The organism is Paenibacillus rhizosphaerae, from assembly GCF_014192015.1.
GTDB classification, from domain to species: Bacteria; Bacillota; Bacilli; order Paenibacillales; family Paenibacillaceae; genus Paenibacillus_AQ; species Paenibacillus_AQ rhizosphaerae.
In genome coordinates, this window is the sequence record NZ_JACHXJ010000004.1 from 1 (window position 1) to 15934 (window position 15934).

Annotated in this window: 16 protein-coding genes, 8 tRNA genes and 1 rRNA gene; all 25 read left to right on the plus strand. The window is 55.1% G+C overall.

The annotated features are described in order from the left end of the window. A 23S ribosomal RNA gene (locus tag FHS19_RS22095) occupies window positions 1-93 on the plus strand; the annotation flags it as partial. Between the two features lie 112 nt (window positions 94-205). After that, a tRNA-Ser gene (locus FHS19_RS22100) sits at window positions 206-297 on the plus strand. Between the two features lie 30 nt (window positions 298-327). Beyond that, a tRNA-Met gene (locus FHS19_RS22105) sits at window positions 328-404 on the plus strand. Window positions 405-413: 9 nt separating this feature from the next. Further along, window positions 414-489, plus strand: a tRNA-Val gene (locus tag FHS19_RS22110). 6 nt (window positions 490-495) lie between these two features. Further along, a tRNA-Thr gene (locus FHS19_RS22115) sits at window positions 496-571 on the plus strand. A gap of 11 nt (window positions 572-582) precedes the next feature. After that, window positions 583-659: transfer RNA gene (locus tag FHS19_RS22120), tRNA-Asp, on the plus strand. Between the two features lie 115 nt (window positions 660-774). Further along, a tRNA-Phe gene (locus tag FHS19_RS22125) sits at window positions 775-847 on the plus strand. A gap of 8 nt (window positions 848-855) precedes the next feature. After that, window positions 856-941 (plus strand) — tRNA-Tyr (locus tag FHS19_RS22130). A 7-nt stretch (window positions 942-948) separates the two neighbouring features. After that, window positions 949-1021 (plus strand) — tRNA-Lys (locus tag FHS19_RS22135). A gap of 121 nt (window positions 1022-1142) precedes the next feature. Then, window positions 1143-2318, plus strand: a complete 1176-nt coding sequence (locus tag FHS19_RS22140) for a PucR family transcriptional regulator (protein ID WP_246426766.1) — start codon at window positions 1143-1145, stop codon at window positions 2316-2318. Window positions 2319-2423: 105 nt separating this feature from the next. Then, a complete protein-coding gene (locus FHS19_RS22145; RefSeq protein WP_183584007.1) occupies window positions 2424-3548 on the plus strand; it encodes an ABC transporter ATP-binding protein in 1125 nt (374 codons plus the stop codon). Window positions 3549-3735: 187 nt separating this feature from the next. Further along, window positions 3736-4677 carry an HPr(Ser) kinase/phosphatase gene (gene hprK / locus FHS19_RS22150; protein ID WP_183584008.1) on the plus strand — a complete coding sequence of 314 codons (942 nt, stop codon included), beginning with the start codon at window positions 3736-3738 and terminating at the stop codon, window positions 4675-4677. 12 nt (window positions 4678-4689) lie between these two features. Further along, a complete protein-coding gene (lgt, locus tag FHS19_RS22155; protein WP_183584009.1) occupies window positions 4690-5721 on the plus strand; it encodes a prolipoprotein diacylglyceryl transferase in 1032 nt (343 codons plus the stop codon). 7 nt (window positions 5722-5728) lie between these two features. Then, a complete protein-coding gene (gene ppaX, locus FHS19_RS22160; protein ID WP_183584010.1) occupies window positions 5729-6370 on the plus strand; it encodes a pyrophosphatase PpaX in 642 nt (213 codons plus the stop codon). A 7-nt stretch (window positions 6371-6377) separates the two neighbouring features. After that, window positions 6378-6914: an acyltransferase gene (locus tag FHS19_RS22165; RefSeq protein ID WP_183584011.1), complete on the plus strand. Its 537-nt coding sequence runs from the start codon at window positions 6378-6380 to the stop codon at window positions 6912-6914. Window positions 6915-7122: 208 nt separating this feature from the next. Then, a complete protein-coding gene (locus FHS19_RS22170) occupies window positions 7123-8316 on the plus strand; it encodes an ATP phosphoribosyltransferase regulatory subunit (protein WP_183584012.1) in 1194 nt (397 codons plus the stop codon). 79 nt (window positions 8317-8395) lie between these two features. Next, a complete protein-coding gene (hisG, locus tag FHS19_RS22175) occupies window positions 8396-9028 on the plus strand; it encodes an ATP phosphoribosyltransferase (protein WP_183584013.1) in 633 nt (210 codons plus the stop codon). Window positions 9029-9083: 55 nt separating this feature from the next. Next, on the plus strand, window positions 9084-10379 hold the full coding sequence (gene hisD / locus FHS19_RS22180) for a histidinol dehydrogenase (RefSeq protein ID WP_183584014.1): 1296 nt from the start codon (window positions 9084-9086) through the stop codon (window positions 10377-10379). Window positions 10380-10383: 4 nt separating this feature from the next. After that, on the plus strand, window positions 10384-10986 hold the full coding sequence (gene hisB / locus FHS19_RS22185) for an imidazoleglycerol-phosphate dehydratase HisB (protein WP_183584015.1): 603 nt from the start codon (window positions 10384-10386) through the stop codon (window positions 10984-10986). 2 nt (window positions 10987-10988) lie between these two features. Further along, window positions 10989-11609, plus strand: a complete 621-nt coding sequence (gene hisH / locus FHS19_RS22190) for an imidazole glycerol phosphate synthase subunit HisH (protein WP_183584016.1) — start codon at window positions 10989-10991, stop codon at window positions 11607-11609. Window positions 11610-11654: 45 nt separating this feature from the next. Next, the gene (hisA, locus tag FHS19_RS22195) at window positions 11655-12395 is read left to right on the plus strand and encodes a 1-(5-phosphoribosyl)-5-[(5-phosphoribosylamino)methylideneamino]imidazole-4-carboxamide isomerase (protein ID WP_183584017.1); all 741 of its coding nucleotides are present in this window, start codon (window positions 11655-11657) and stop codon (window positions 12393-12395) included. 96 nt (window positions 12396-12491) lie between these two features. Next, window positions 12492-13250, plus strand: coding sequence for an imidazole glycerol phosphate synthase subunit HisF (gene hisF / locus FHS19_RS22200; protein ID WP_183584018.1), 759 nt, complete (start codon window positions 12492-12494; stop codon window positions 13248-13250). Then, on the plus strand, window positions 13247-13945 hold the full coding sequence (gene hisIE, locus FHS19_RS22205; protein WP_183584019.1) for a bifunctional phosphoribosyl-AMP cyclohydrolase/phosphoribosyl-ATP diphosphatase HisIE: 699 nt from the start codon (window positions 13247-13249) through the stop codon (window positions 13943-13945). The genes hisF and hisIE overlap by 4 nt, the downstream gene beginning before the upstream one ends. 12 nt (window positions 13946-13957) lie before the next feature. After that, complete coding sequence (hisJ, locus tag FHS19_RS22210) at window positions 13958-14782, plus strand: histidinol-phosphatase HisJ (RefSeq protein WP_183584020.1); 825 nt, start codon at window positions 13958-13960, stop codon at window positions 14780-14782. 165 nt (window positions 14783-14947) lie between these two features. Next, entirely contained in the window at window positions 14948-15895 is a 948-nt protein-coding gene (locus tag FHS19_RS22215) for a ribose-phosphate diphosphokinase (protein WP_183584021.1), read from the plus strand. Window positions 15896-15934 lie beyond the last annotated feature (39 nt).

Consider the following 15934-nt stretch of genomic DNA (forward strand, 5'->3'; position numbering starts at 1 on the left):
GACCCCTTGTAGACGACGAGGTAGATAGGTTGGAGGTGGAAGTGCAGCAATGCATGGAGCTGACCAATACTAATCGGTCGAGGGCTTATCCAAAATATTCATTAAAACACAGATTCGTTTCGTATCTAGTTTTCAGGGAGTCAAATTCCTGAATGTGTTTCGAAATTACTCTTGGTTGTACATTTTGTATGCCGAGGTTGTGCTTGGAGAGATACCCAAGTGGCTATAAGGGGACCCTCTGCTAAGGGGTTAGACTGCGTAAGCGGTGCGAGGGTTCGAATCCCTCTCTCTCCGCCATTTGAATCACATCTTAGCAAGTTTTAGTATGGCGGCGTAGCTCAGCTGGCTAGAGCGTACGGTTCATACCCGTGAGGTCGGGGGTTCGATCCCCTCCGCCGCTACCATACATACCTGGAGGCTTAGCTCAGCTGGGAGAGCATCTGCCTTACAAGCAGAGGGTCGGGGGTTCGATCCCCTCAGCCTCCACCATCATATGCCGGTGTAGCTCAATTGGTAGAGCAACTGACTTGTAATCAGTAGGTTGGGGGTTCAAGTCCTCTCGCCGGCACCATCTAATAATGCGGGACCGTGGTGTAGAGGCCTAACATGCCTGCCTGTCACGCAGGAGACCGCGGGTTCGAATCCCGTCGGTCCCGCCATTATTATTTACTTAATCTATATGCTTGATATAGATTAAAGATGATGTATTGCATAGTGAATTTCCACAGCGTAAAGTGGGAAGATTAAGATCACCCGCTTTATTTTTGCATGTATGGCTCGGTAGCTCAGTCGGTAGAGCAGAGGACTGAAAATCCTCGTGTCGGCGGTTCGATTCCGTCCCGAGCCACCTTATATGGAGGCTTAGCGAAGTGGCCAAACGCAGCAGACTGTAAATCTGTTCTCGTACGAGTTCGGTGGTTCGAATCCATCAGCCTCCACCAGTTGTAAGAGCCATTAGCTCAGTTGGTAGAGCACCTGACTTTTAATCAGGGTGTCGAAGGTTCGAGTCCTTCATGGCTCATCACAAAGACCATTAACCTTTCGGTTGGTGGTCTTTTTGTTTTTTAGACTGTACTGTTTGTTGTGCATACGAAGTGCAGTTTTCGATTTTATATGGGAATATGGTAAGATGATTAATAAAAATGGCAAAGTGGTGGATGACATCAATGGTGGAGATGGAAACATTACGAAGCAAGTTGGAGCAAGTCGTAGGCGGAACGTTACATATGAAGGAGCTGAGCAAACAGCAGTCGGAGTCGGTTTATTTGCCTGTTTCGGTGTCTGGCAAGGCTTCTACGAAGAACGGGAAGCAGACCGAGCATAGAAGCCTCCGAGATGTGGTCATGGTGGAGGACAAGGTTTGGTTCCCGCTGTTTATCAAGAACGGGCGGGTACACGTGATTGAAGCCAGCTCGGAACGGGTCAATGAGGAAGTAGCCCGCTTGATCGGTGTACTGCTGTCTGCGGTAAGAGAGCAAACGGGTGATGCCGTGGAAGCCCAGGGGGATGAGGAACGGGAACTCCAGAGGCTAAGTCAATGGATTCAGGAGCAGCTCGATCTGGGACGCGGCGATGCTGAATTGCCTGACGATTTGGAACTAAAGCGTTTGCTTTCCGTGGAGATGACTCCCTTTTTGCTGACTTGTGAGAGTATCCATGCCTCCGATGTTAAGGGAAGCCAGCTGAAAAAGCTGCTGCGCAGCTACTTCGACGGAGAGGTGGTGCTTGCAGCTCTCCGTGACAACGAGTGGCTCATCTTGGCCAGAAAAGAGCTCGTGGCCGGCAGCAATGACGAGAAGGATGAGGATAACGGGGAATCGGAAACAGACATGCTCCCCGCGTTCTGTATGGGGCTCTATGAGCTGATTGCAAGCGAATGGGTTGGGGCTTTTCATCTATCCGCCGCACCTTCGTTCATCCCCTTGAAGTCACTGCCGGGCACGGTAGGCATGCTGCGGGAAACCATTTTTTTGGGACGGACATTTCATGTGTCGGAGCATGTCCATTTTCCGTGGGAGCTGCTGCTTGAGCGTTTAATCTACAGCATTCCGATGGAGCAGCGCCGCCGCTTTCTCGAGCAGGCAGGGGACCACGGCGTATTGTTCAGCGACAATGAGACCTTGTCGACGCTGGAGACGTTCTTCCAGCTCGATTGCAATGTCAGCGAGACGGCGAAGCGTCTATATATTCATCGGAACACCCTGTTATACCGGCTCGATAAGATCAAACAAGAGACCAATTTGGACGTTAGAAGCTTTGGGGACGCGGTTTTGGTAAAGCTGACGATGCTATTGTATAAAGTGACGAAAAGAAAATAGGTTTTTTGTGCAGATTGTGTATAGCCAGTCTGCGAGATGTTGGGTAATATATAACTATCATAATGTATTCGATTTCATAACTATACACTAAGGGGGCAAATTCACATGGCAGGTGTACGTTTAGAGCATATTTTCAAAAAGTATCCGGGTTCTGACAAAGCAACAGTTATGGATATCAACCTTGATATCAAGGATAAGGAGTTTCTGGTGTTGGTAGGCCCTTCCGGTTGCGGTAAATCTACGACGCTTCGTATGATCGCCGGTCTGGAAGAAATCTCTGACGGTAAGCTTTACATTGGCGACCGCGTCGTGAACGATGTAGCTCCTAAAGACCGCGATATCGCGATGGTGTTCCAGTCTTACGCTTTGTATCCACACATGAACGTATACCAAAACATGGCTTTTGGTCTGAAGCTGCGTAAAGTGAAAAAGGATGAAATTGATAAACGTGTACGTGAAGCTGCGAGAATCCTCGATATCGAGCATTTGCTGGATCGTAAGCCAAAGGCCCTTTCCGGTGGTCAACGTCAGCGTGTTGCCTTGGGACGTGCGATCGTGCGTGATCCTCAAGTCTTCCTGATGGACGAACCGCTTTCCAACTTGGACGCTAAACTTCGTGGTCAGATGCGTGCGGAAATCACTAAACTGGTGAAACGCCTTGAAACCACTTGTATTTACGTAACACATGACCAGACGGAAGCCATGACGATGGGTGACCGTATCGTGGTTATGCAGGACGGCATTATTCAACAAGCCGCTTCTCCGGAAGAACTGTACAACAATCCAAACAACCTGTTTGTTGCCGGCTTTATCGGATCGCCTACCATGAACTTTATTACCGGAACACTCAGCGAGTCCAACGGTTCTGTACGTTTCAAGTCCCAAGGACTTGATGTAGAAGTTCCAGGCGGTAAAGCGCAAATCCTGAAGAGCAAAGGCTACATCGGCAAAGAAGTGATCATGGGCGTTCGTCCGGAAGATATTCATGAAGAGCCTGTATTCCTGGAAGCTTCTCCGAATACGATCTTCACAGCCCATGTGGACGTAACAGAAAACTTGGGTCACGAAATGCTCCTCTACCTGAGCGGATTGGGTAACGATACCGTTATCGCCCGCGTAGACGGACGTTCTACGACTCGTGAAGGCAACAGCGCACGCTTGGCTGTCGACATGAACAAAATTCATATCTTTGACAAAGAGTCTGAGCTGAACGTATTGTTGGCTGACTAATTCCAGGCGGAATGCCTGAAGATGAAGAGCCGCCCTTTCGGGCGGCTCTTTTGTATTTGGAGCGAATAGGCGGCTGACATTGCATTCATGGGAAATATCATTTACGATGGGTACATTAGAAAATTCATGGTTTGACCGGCGGCAGTCGGCTGACAGAAGAGCCAGCTGATAGAAAGGGAGACGTGAAATGGCTAAGAAAGTAAGAGTATCTGAATTGGTCCAGCAATTTCAGCTGGAGGTCATTTCAGGGGAACACGGCCTGAGACGGGCCATCACGACAGACGATTTAAACAGACCGGGTCTGGAAATGGCAGGTTATTTTGAATATCATCCTGAGGAACGGGTGCAGCTGCTGGGACGAACCGAGCTGGCCTTTTTTGCCATGCTTACGGCAGAAGAACGGAAAGAACGGATGGAACGCCTGTGCAGCAGCGAGGAAACGCCTTGTATCGTTGTTACGAGAGGGCTGGAAGTGCCCGAGGAATTGATCCATTTTAGCCAGGAAAAGGACCTGCCCATCCTGCGGAGCAATATGGCGACGACAATCCTGTCCAGCCGGATTACCGGCTTTCTGGAGAGAAGGCTGGCGCCGACCACTACCATTCATGGCGTACTGTGCGACGTCTATGGGGTAGGCATGCTAATTACCGGCAGCAGCGGCATCGGCAAAAGTGAAACCGCGCTGGAATTGGTCAAACGGGGCCACCGGCTGATCGCTGATGATGCGGTGGAAATCCGGCAGACCTCAGACTTTCAGCTGCACGGATCGGCCCCTGAGCTGATTCGCCATCTGCTGGAGATCCGCGGTGTCGGGATCATCAACGTCATGACTCTGTTTGGAGCAGGGGCTATCCGGAACAACAAACGGATTACGCTTGTCGTGAAGCTCGAGGCCTGGCAGCAGGATAAGCAGTACGACCGGCTCGGGCTGGATGAAGAAACGACCAAAATCATCGATACCGACATTCCACTCGTGACCATTCCGGTACGTCCGGGACGTAACCTTGCGGTCATCATCGAAGTGGCGGCCATGAATTACCGGCTGAAGCAAATGGGTCTGAATGCGGCCCTGCAGTTTACGAATAAGCTCACAGCCACCATTGCAGAAGATATGGACGATATGGACTAGGAGAGTGGATACATGGCTACATTGCTAATTAATCCGATCGCTTTCTCGATTGGATCCCTGTCGGTTCACTGGTATGGTCTGATCCTGGGCTTGGGGGCGCTGGTAGGCCTCCTCCTGGCCATCCGGGAAGGCAGAAGATTCGGCATTATGCCTGAATTTTTTATGGACTTGCTGCTGCTCGGAGTACCGTCGGCTATTATCGGGGCGCGGATCTATTTCGTGGCCTTCATGTGGGACGATTACAAGAATAACCTGCTGGACATTTTTAAAATATGGAACGGCGGGATTGCCATCTACGGTGCGCTGATCGGGGCGATCATTTGCGCGATCATTTATTTCCGTTACAGAGGATACAACTTCTGGCGCATTGCCGACATTTGTGCACCCAGCTTGCTGACGGGACAAATGATCGGGCGCTGGGGCAACTATGTGAATCAGGAAGCGTACGGCGGGCCGGTAAATGAATTTTTCCTGCGGAACAATCTGCATTTGCCTTCTTTTATCGTAGACCAGATGAACGTTGAGGGTGTATACCACCATCCAACCTTCCTGTACGAATCGTTATGGAGCCTGGTGGGCATCATTATTTTGTTTATTCTCCGCCGGCAAAGATTTTTGCGTGCGGCCGAATTGTTCCTTTCTTATTTTATATGGTACTCGATCGGGCGGTTCTTTATCGAAGGACTGCGGACGGACAGCCTTGCCTTTAAAGGTCCGGAATGGCTGGCATCAATGGTTAACGGTTTATGGAAACCGATGGAATGGATGGGATTCGAGCATGGTGCGCTTGACCCGAATTACGGAAATGTCCGCATTTCCCAGCTGCTGGCGATCCTGATTATTATCGTTGCCATCGTATTGATCATCGTGCGCCGTACAACCGGACAGGCGAAGGAGCACTATCTGGATCCGATCGTCTCGACGAAAGCGCCGAAAGATTCAGTACCGGAAGCAACCGCGCTGGATCATGATACTAAAGTGGAGGCTGCTGCCACCCCCGACCGCCGCGAGGAGAACGCCATAGTGGAGGACAAAAAGGAGTAACGACAGCATGATGGATACCGTACTGTTTGATTTGGACGGAACGATTATTGATACGAACGAATTGATTATCAGCTCGTTTATGCATGTACTGGAGAAGCATATCCCGACTCCCCTGACCCGGGAAGTGATCATTCCGAAAATGGGAATGACGCTGGAACAGCAGCTCCAGTTTTTCTCGGGGAGCGAGGACGTGACTCATTTTCACAAGGCTTACCGGACGTATAACGACGCCCATCACGACGAGATGGTGCAGCCCTTTCCGCATGTGCTGGAAGTCATTGAGGAACTGCATCGGCGTGGCATTACGATGGGGGTTGTGACCACCAAAAACAAGCCGGGGACGTTCCGGGTGCTGGAGATGTTCGGGCTGGACAAGTATATGAAGGCTGTCGTGACGGTGATGGACGTCGAGCATCCTAAACCGCATCCAGAACCGGTGCTGACGGCCATCCGCCAGCTTGGAGCGGATCCCGCAGCAACCTTGATGGTCGGGGACAGCCCGGTGGATATTCAATCCGCCAAGGCGGCAGGCGCCAGGTCTGCCGGGGTTGCCTGGTCGCTGAAAGGCGAGAAGGTGCTCCGCGAGTACAATCCAGATTACATACTGCACGATATGACCGATTTATATTCCTTGGTGGAACAGGAGTAAGGCGATTGTGAGCAGAGACGTGACCCGTTACCCGGTCGAAGGCCCGAACGCGCTGTGGCAAATCTATAGAACGGTCAGCCCTTGGAAAGGGGTTAAAAATTTCATATGCATTCAAGTGGCCCGGTACTGCCCCATTCTTCCGTTAAAGAATTGGATCTACCGTCACCTGCTGGGGATGAAGGTGGGAGAGCATGCCGCGTTTGGCCTGATGGTCATGGTGGACGTATTCTTTCCGGAGAACATTACCATCGGGGACAATTCGGTGATCGGATACAACACAACGATTCTCGCACACGAATATCTGATTAAGGAATACCGGCTGGGACAAGTCCTGATCGGCAGCAATGTGCTGATCGGAGCGAACACGACCATTTTGCCGGGAGTCACGATTGGGGACGGGGCTGTCATCGCCGCCGGGTCTGTTGTGCACAAGAGCGTACCGGCAGGTGCCTTCGTCGGCGGGAACCCGCTGCGTGAGCTAAGACGTTCAGCTTCGAAGACGGAGGAGGACGAGCAGCCCCCGTCAGTGTCAGCATCGGATTGAAGGCAGCGGGCGCACATACGAAAAACATTCAAAAGCTTGGATTTTGAATGTTTTTTTTGTATCAAGCCGGGGCAAAGCCATCGGGAGTGAAACGTATGACATTGACGAATCTGCCTTTTCGTGTTAATATAGCCATTATTCTTTACTTTGGTAGTATGGTAGCACTTTAATGTGATAAAGAAATATAAATTGTTTGAGGTGATGGGACGTGACCAAACCGAAAGGTTTTGAAAAGCCTTCAGGCGTCCGCGATTATGTGCCTTATGCCGTCTCCAAGCTGCGCCGGATCGAGCGCGACGTGCTCGACTGCATGAGCCGCTGGGGTTACCGGCAAATCATGACGCCGACGATGGAATATTACGATACGGTAGGCGTGGCGAGCTCCACGTCAGACCGCAAGCTGTTTAAATTGTTGAATAACCGGGGCACCACACTGGTGCTTCGTTCGGATATGACGGCTCCGATCGCCCGGGTGATTTCCTCGTTGTTGAAGGAAGAGCCTCTGCCCATCCGGCTGTCTTACCACGCGAACGTGTTCCGTGCCATCGAGGAAGAAGCCGGACGGGAAGCGGAGTTTTTTCAGACCGGTGTCGAGCTCGTTGGTGACGATTCGCCCGAAGCGGATGCTGAGGTCGTGGCGCTGGCGATCGAGTCTTTGAAGGCGGCAGGAGTGTCTTCTTTTAAAATCGCCATGGGCCACGTCGGATTTCTCAACGGGTTGTTTGATGAAATCCTACCTGGATCAACCGAAGCACAGCAGTCGCTGAAAGAGGGCCTGCTCAGCCGTGACTTCGTCGGTTTCCGCAAAACGATCAGCGAGCTGGGTGTAACGGATGAACAGCGAAATGGGCTCGAAGGACTTCTCCGTCTGCGCGGAGGCCAGGGAATTTGCGATCAGGCGCTGGAACTGAGCGGTCATCCACTCGCAAGAGCATCTATCAGCCATTTGTGCAAAGTATGGGAAGTGCTTGAAGCGTACGGTGTGTCGGAGCATGTGCTCATCGATCTGACGATGATCGGAGACTTTTCTTACTATACGGGAATGACGTTTGAAGGCTACGCATCCGAGCTTGGCTTTCCGGTCTGCAGCGGCGGCCGGTACGACAATCTGCTGAAGCAGTTTGGACGTGACGTTCCGGCAACGGGATTTGCGCTGAAAACGAACCGTATTCTGGATGGCGTTAACAGCGTGCAGGAAGCGGCCGGGCTGCCTGTCCTCGTCCGTTATGACGCGGCTCATCGCAAGGAAGGCCTGGCAGAGGCGGCGAGAATGCGTGCGGAGGGACGGTCGGTCGTCACCCTGCTGATCGACGGAGACCATAGCGACCCGGTCACCGCGGATACAGTGGCGGCCAGCCAAGTGTACGGAGAGGTCATCACTTTTGGCGGAAGTGCGGGGTAGTAGGAACCCACCCGGAGGAAAAGAAAAACATAAGCAGCGAATGAAGAAAGATCAACAATTAGAAGCAGGAGGGAGAACGTTGGCAGAAACTTTAAAAGTAGCGATGCCGAAAGGGCGGATCTATAAAAAAGCGTCGGCATTGTTCCGTGAAGCCGGTCTTCCGATACCGGAAGAGGTCGATGAGTCGCGCAAGCTGGTCATTCCGCTGCCGGACCTGGACATGGAATTTATCCTGGCGAAACCGGTGGATGTGCCGACCTTCGTTGAATACGGTGCTGCGGACATTGGCATCGTCGGCAAGGACGTACTGATGGAGGAAAATCGCGATGTCTACGAGCTGCTGGATTTAGGCATCGCCCGATGCCGGATGTCCGTGATTGGGCTGCCCGACTGGAAGCCGGGCATTCAGCAGCGCGTGGCGACGAAGTACCCGAATGTGGCCTCGCAGTACTTCCGCGAGCAGGGGCAGCAAGTCGAGGTGATTAAGCTGAACGGCTCCATTGAGCTTGCGCCGCTTATCGGCCTCTCCGACCGGATCGTCGATATGGTCGAAACCGGGCAGACGCTGCGGGAAAACGGTTTGGTGGAAATGAACAGCATCTTTGAAATTACGAGCCGCCTGGTGGCCAACCGGGTGAGCTACCGGATGAAGAACGGGCAAATCCAGTCGCTCTGCGACCGGCTTCAGAAAGTGATTTCCACTTCGGTATAGTCGGACAAAGCCAGACAGAGTGGATGGCGAAGGGATAGCAGAGGGGGAGAATGGAATGAAAATCGTACCGGTTGAGGATTTTGATCTGCGACGGGAGGTCGAGTACGGCACGCCGGAGCAGAATGCGGCCGCCAAACGGATCGTGCAGGATGTTAAGCAGGAGGGGAATGCAGCTCTGCTCCGGTACACGGAAGAACTCGACCGCACGAAGCTGACATCAGCCGGGCTGCGCGTGACCGAAGAGGAGTTGAAGGCGGCCTACACGAAGGTCGAGCCATCGTTCGTCGAAGCGATTTCGGCTGCGGCGCGTAACATTCGCGCGTTCCACGAAAGAGAGAAAAGAAACTCCTGGATGGATTTGCAGCCGGACGGCAGCATTCTGGGGCAAATCATCCGCCCGTTGAAGCGGGTTGGCGTCTACGTGCCGGGCGGGAAAGCGGCCTATCCGTCGTCCGTGCTGATGAATGTGATTCCCGCCCAGGTAGCGGGCGTTCCGGAGATCGTCATGGTGACACCGCCGGCGACGGGCGGGAAAGAAGGCATCAACCCGTATATTCTGGTGGCGGCCGCGGAAGCCGGCGTCCATGAAATTTACCGGGTTGGCGGCGCCCAGGCCATCGCGGCGCTGGCGTACGGCACGGAGACGATCGCGCCGGTGGATAAAATCTGCGGGCCTGGCAATATTTACGTTGCGCTGGCCAAGCGGGAAGTGTACGGTGCGGTTGACATCGACAGCATCGCCGGTCCAAGCGAAATCGTCGTGCTGGCCGACGAGCAGGCCGACCCCGAATTCGTGGCAGCCGACCTGTTATCCCAGGCCGAGCATGACGAAATGGCGTCTGCGATTCTGGTGACGCCTTCGCGGCAGCTGGCGGACGCGGTCGCTGCCGAGGTGAAGCGGCAGCTCGAGAGCCTGCCCCGCCGGGATATCGCGGCGGCATCGGTGGAGGGCTACGGAGCCATCATCGTGGTGGAGTCGCTGAAGGAAGGCATATCGGTCGTCAACCGGCTGGCGCCGGAGCACCTGGAGCTGATGGTCCAGGATCCGATGGCGATCGTCGGGCTGATCGAGAATGCCGGGGCGATTTTCCTCGGAGCGTACAGCTCGGAGCCGGTAGGGGACTATTTTGCCGGACCCAACCACATCATTCCGACAAACGGCACGGCCCGGTTTTCTTCGCCGGTCGATGTCGATGACTTCATTAAAAAATCCAGCATGATCTACTACAGTAAGGAAGCGCTCCTGAAGAACGGCGAAGCGATTATGGAGCTGGCGCGCGGCGAGGGGCTGGAAGCACACGCCCGGGCCATTGAGGTTCGGTTGAAACGTGAAATCGAAGGGAGAGACTAGAAAAATGGCTAATCAAGGCAGCGAACGCCGTGCAAGCATCAGCCGCAAAACGAACGAGACTGACATTCAGCTGACGTTTGGCGTGGATGGCACCGGGGTATCCGAACTGGAAACGGATGTGCCGTTTCTGAATCATATGCTGGACCTGTTTACGAAGCACGGCCAGTTTGATTTGAAGGTGACGGCCAAGGGCGACATCGAGATTGACGACCACCATACGGTGGAGGACATCGGCATCTGCCTCGGCCAGACATTAAGGGAAGCCCTTGGCGACAAAAGGGGCATCAAGCGCTACGCGAACGTGTTCATTCCGATGGACGAGGCGCTCGCTCAGGTCGTGATCGACGTGAGCAATCGTCCGCATTTCGAGTATCGGGCGGAGTATCCTTCCAGCCAAGTCGGAAGCTTCTCCACCGAGATGGTGCATGAGTTTCTGTGGAAGCTGGCGCTGGAGGCACGCATCACGCTGCATGTCATCGTTCATTACGGCCAGAACACGCACCACATGATCGAAGCGGTCTTCAAGGCGTTGGGACGCGCGCTGGATGAGGCGACCAGCATTGATCCGCGGGTTACGGGGGTTCCATCAACGAAAGGAGTGCTGTAACCGTGACGATCGCCATTGTGGATTACGGCATGGGCAACCTGCACAGCGTCAGCAAGGCCGTCGAACGCCTTGGCACCGAGGCGCTTGTGACGGGCGACCGCGAAGCCATTCTTGGGGCTGACGGTGTCATCCTGCCCGGCGTTGGCGCGTTCGGCGACGCGATGGAGCACCTGCGCGAGACCGGGCTTGACCGAGTAGTCCGGGAGGCTGCTGAGGGCGGCAAGCCGCTGCTTGGCATCTGCCTTGGGATGCAGCTGCTGTTCAGCAGCAGCGAAGAGCATGGCCATCACGAAGGGCTGAACATCTTGCCGGGCCAGGTCGTCCGTTTCCCGGACGGGGAACTGAAGGTGCCGCACATGGGCTGGAACCGGCTGCAGTTTGTGCAAAAGGACAGCCCGCTCTTAGCCGGCCTAACGGAGGGCCATGTGTACTTTGTCCACTCATATCATGTGCTGCCGGACGAACCCGCCGATCTGCTGGCGGTAACAGATTACGGCCGCCCGGTCACCGCAATCGTGGGCCGGGGGTCGGTATACGGCATGCAGTTTCATCCAGAGAAGAGTGGCGAGCTGGGCGTACAGCTGCTGCACAGCTTTTTGCGGCTGGCGGGAGCGAAGGTCTAACACCTTCCGGACCCGGCGCGGAATAACAGGAAAGCGGGGAGAACGATGTCTTCATTTATCATTTATCCGGCCATCGATATTCGCGGAGGCAAGTGCGTACGGCTGGTTCAAGGAGATTACAATCAGGAAACGGTTTATAACGACAGCCCGCTCGAGGCCGCCAAGGCTTGGGAAGCGCAGGGCGGTGCCTATATTCATTTGGTGGATCTGGACGGCGCCAAGGCAGGACGCCCGGTGAACGACGAGGTCATTGGAGCCATTGCCAAAGGCGTTCAAGTCCCCGTTCAAGTTGGGGGCGGACTGCGCACCTTGGACGACGTGAAGCGCCTGCTGGGCCTTGGCGTAAGCCGGGTCATTATCGGCACGGCGGCGATCGAGGACCGCGCCTTCACTGAGGCGGTGCTCGGCACCTATGGTGATCGCGTGGCGATCGGTATCGATGCGCGGAACGGTTATGTCGCGACCCGCGGCTGGCTGGAGACATCGGAGGTTAAGGCAGAGGAACTCGCTAAGGAGCTGGCGGCCAAAGGAGCGGAAACGTTTATCTTTACCGATATCTCCCGCGACGGCATGATGCAGGGGCCGAACGTCGAGGCCATCGTATCGCTGGCCAAGGCCAGCGGACGCACCGTGATCGCGTCGGGCGGCGTGACGGTCACCGAGGACCTGCTGAACCTCAGCGGGCACCGCGGCGACGGTGTGGGCGGAGCCATCGTCGGAAAAGCGCTGTACACGGGCAGCATTCAGCTTACGGATGCGCTGCGGCGAATCGCTGAACAAGCTTAAGTGATAAAGAGAGCGAAAAGCTCTCTTTTGCAGATATAAAGGAATCACCGGTAGGGAAACTACCATGTGAGCACGAAAAGAGAGGGAGCGAGGCCCATGCTGGCAAAACGAATCATTCCCTGCCTGGACGTTAAGGACGGCCGTGTGGTGAAGGGTGTTAATTTTGAAAATTTGCGGGACGCGGGCGATCCGGTGGAACTGGCGGCGCTGTACGACAAGGAAGGCGCCGATGAGCTGGTATTCCTGGATATTTCGGCGTCGGTGGAAGGACGCGCCACCATGGTGGAGGTCGTGCGGAAAACCGCAGGGGAAATCGCGATTCCATTCACCGTGGGCGGCGGTATTTCCCATGTCGATGACATGAAGCGGATTCTGCGTGCCGGTGCGGACAAAATCGGCATTAACACGGCGGCCGTCCTGAATCCCCAGCTCGTATCGGAAGGGGCGCGCCGGTTCGGCTCGCAGTGCATCGTTGTGGCCGTCGACGCCAAGTTTAACGAGGCTTGGGGCGAGTGGGAGGTCTACACGCACGGCGGACGCAAAGCGACGGGCATCCGGGCGCTGAACTGGGTGAAGGAAGCCGAAGCCCTCGGAGCGGGAGAGATTTTGCTGACGAGCATGGACGCTGACGGCACGAAGGACGGCTTTGACCTTCCTCTCACCGCGGCCGTTGCAGACGCTGTCCGAATTCCGGTGATCGCTTCAGGCGGAGCGGGAACGAAGGAGCATTTTGCCGAAGTCTTCACGCAGGGGAAGGCGGACGCTGGGCTGGCGGCGACCATTTTTCACTACAAGGAAATATCGATACCGGAATTAAAGCAGGACTTAAAGCAAAAAGGGGTTGAAATCCGATGAGCAGCAACATACAGCAGTTCTCCCTGGAGCAGATGCAGGGACAAATCCGTTATGACGAGGCCGGCCTCGTGCCCGCCATTATTCAGGACGCCACAACACGCAAAGTGCTGATGATGGCTTATATGAACGAAGAATCGCTCAAGCGGTCGATCGAAACCGGGGAGACCTGGTTCTGGAGCCGTTCGCGGCAGGAGCTGTGGAACAAGGGAGCGACGTCGGGCAACACCCAGCGCATTGTGTCGGCCAGCTATGACTGCGACGGGGATACGCTGCTGTTCCTGGTACATCCGAAGGGTCCGGCGTGTCATACCGGCGAGGAAACGTGCTTTTACCGCGGCATTGCCGTTCCGGGACAGGGGCTATCAGCCGGCACCGACGCGGCGGACGAAGGAAGACACCGCTTTGCGGTGCTGGAGGAGCTCGAGCAGGTGATCGCGGAACGCGAGAAAGAGCGTCCGGAAGGCGCGTATACGACCTATCTTTTTGACAAAGGCGTCGATAAAATCCTGAAAAAGGTCGGCGAGGAAACCGCAGAGACGATCATCGCGGCCAAAAACAAGGACAACGACGAGCTGCGCCTTGAGGTCAGCGACCTGATCTATCACCTTTTGGTGCTGCTGCAGGAACGCAAGCTGCCCCTGGATGATATTATGGCCGAGCTGGACCGCCGTCACGAGCGCCCCCGCCGGGATTAGGGGGAAGCCGCCATGTACATCGATTATCATACCCACCATGTCCGGTGCGGCCATGCGGTAGGCAAACTCGAGGAATATGTGCGCCGCGCGGTTGAGATCGGGCTGGGACAGATCGGTTTGTCCGACCATATGCCGCTGCTTCATGTGGACCCGGCTTCGTATTACCCGGAGATGGCGATGCCGATGGAAGAGCTTCCGCGATATGTGGAGGAGTGCCTGTCTTTGAAGGAGCGTTACCGCGGCCAAATCGACATTCGGGTCGGCCTGGAGGGCGACTATATCGAGGGCTATGAGGCCGAAATCGAGAAGATCGTGAACGCATACCCTTGGGATTACATCATTGGCTCGGTGCACTTTTTGGGCGAATGGGACATTACGGACCACCGTCAGGTGCAAGGCTGGGAAGGCAAGGATGTCCTCAAGGTATACGAAACGTATTACGATGCGGTGAAAAAGGCGGCCGCCACCGGCTTTTACGACATTATGGGCCATCTGGACGTGATCAAGCGGTTCGGGTACCGTCCAGGCCCCGAGGCGGCGAGCCAAGTAGAAGCGCTGGAAAACGCCGTTCTTGCCGCTGTCGCGGCCAGCGGCGTGGCGATGGAGCTGAATGCGTCGGGCTTGTCCAAGCCATGCGCGGAAATGTTCCCGTCCCGGCGTATGCTGGAGGAGGCCCATCGGCTGGGCATTCCGCTTACGGTGGGATCAGACGCTCATGATCCGCTCAAGCTGGGCGAGAACCTGGAAGCTGCTAGGAGCATGCTCTGGGAGGTTGGCTTCCGCGAACTTGTTGTTTTTGAGGGGCGGAAGCGCAGCCGGATTCCGTTGGAGGTATAAGCAGCCTTGTAAGTGTACGGTCTGCTGCGGGCTTAGAGCCGTTTGAAGTGGCGCCGATGATAGGGACGGAAACATTTTTTCCGCCGGACTCATCGGCGCGATTTCATTCCGGGAGCGAACCGATGTATAATCTAAGTATAGAAGACGGGTTATCAGGAGGGTCGTATGCAACATAAGCTGCGTATTTTTTCCGGATCATCGAATCCTGTTCTAACTGAAAAAATTTGCGACATGCTGGGTGCGGAGCTGGGCAGCGTCAAGCTTTCCCGTTTCAAAAGCGGGGAAATCTATGTGAACTATGAGGAAAGCATCCGCAATTGCGACGTCTTCCTCGTGCAGTCCCTGTCCCATCCCATTAATGAACTGTTCGTCGAACTGCTGGTCATGATAGACGCGGCCAAGAGGGCTTCGGCCCGTACGGTGAACATCATTGTTCCTTACTACGGGTATGCCCGCCAGGAACGCAAGTCCGCACCGCGCGAACCGATTACGGCCAAAATGGTGGCGGACGTGCTGACGACGGCCGGGGCGAACCGGGTCATTACCGTTGATTTGCATGCGCCTGCTATTCAGGGCTTTTTTAATATACCCGTCGACCATCTCACAGCGCTGGACCTCATCAGCGATCATTTGAAATCGCTTCAAATCGACCGGCCGGTCATCGTGTCGCCGGACGCCGGAAGGGCATCCACCGCGGAGAAGCTGGCGAATCACCTCGATTCCCCGTTTGCGATCATGATCAAGAAGAGACCTGCGCATAACGAGTCCGTCATTACGCATGTCATCGGTGATGTGAAGGGACGGACGCCGATCATTATCGAGGATTTGATCGATACGGGATCGACGATCGTCAATGTGGTCGAGGGCCTGAAGGAACGCGGGGCGTCCCAAGCGATCGTATGCGCCACGCATGGCCTGTTCTCGGGCGACGCGCTGCAGCGGCTCGACCATCCCCATATCCGGGAGATCGTGGTGACCGATTCGATCGCCATCCCGGAGGCGCGGCCGGAGAAGCTGCACATCTTGACGATTGCGCCGATGCTGGCGCGGGCCACACGGATTATTATCGAGGGCGGGTCGATCGCCACTTTATTCAAGGACGCCGGGGTATAGCTGCCCCGGGGTCTTTTTGCGCTTTTGCGGGGGATAAAC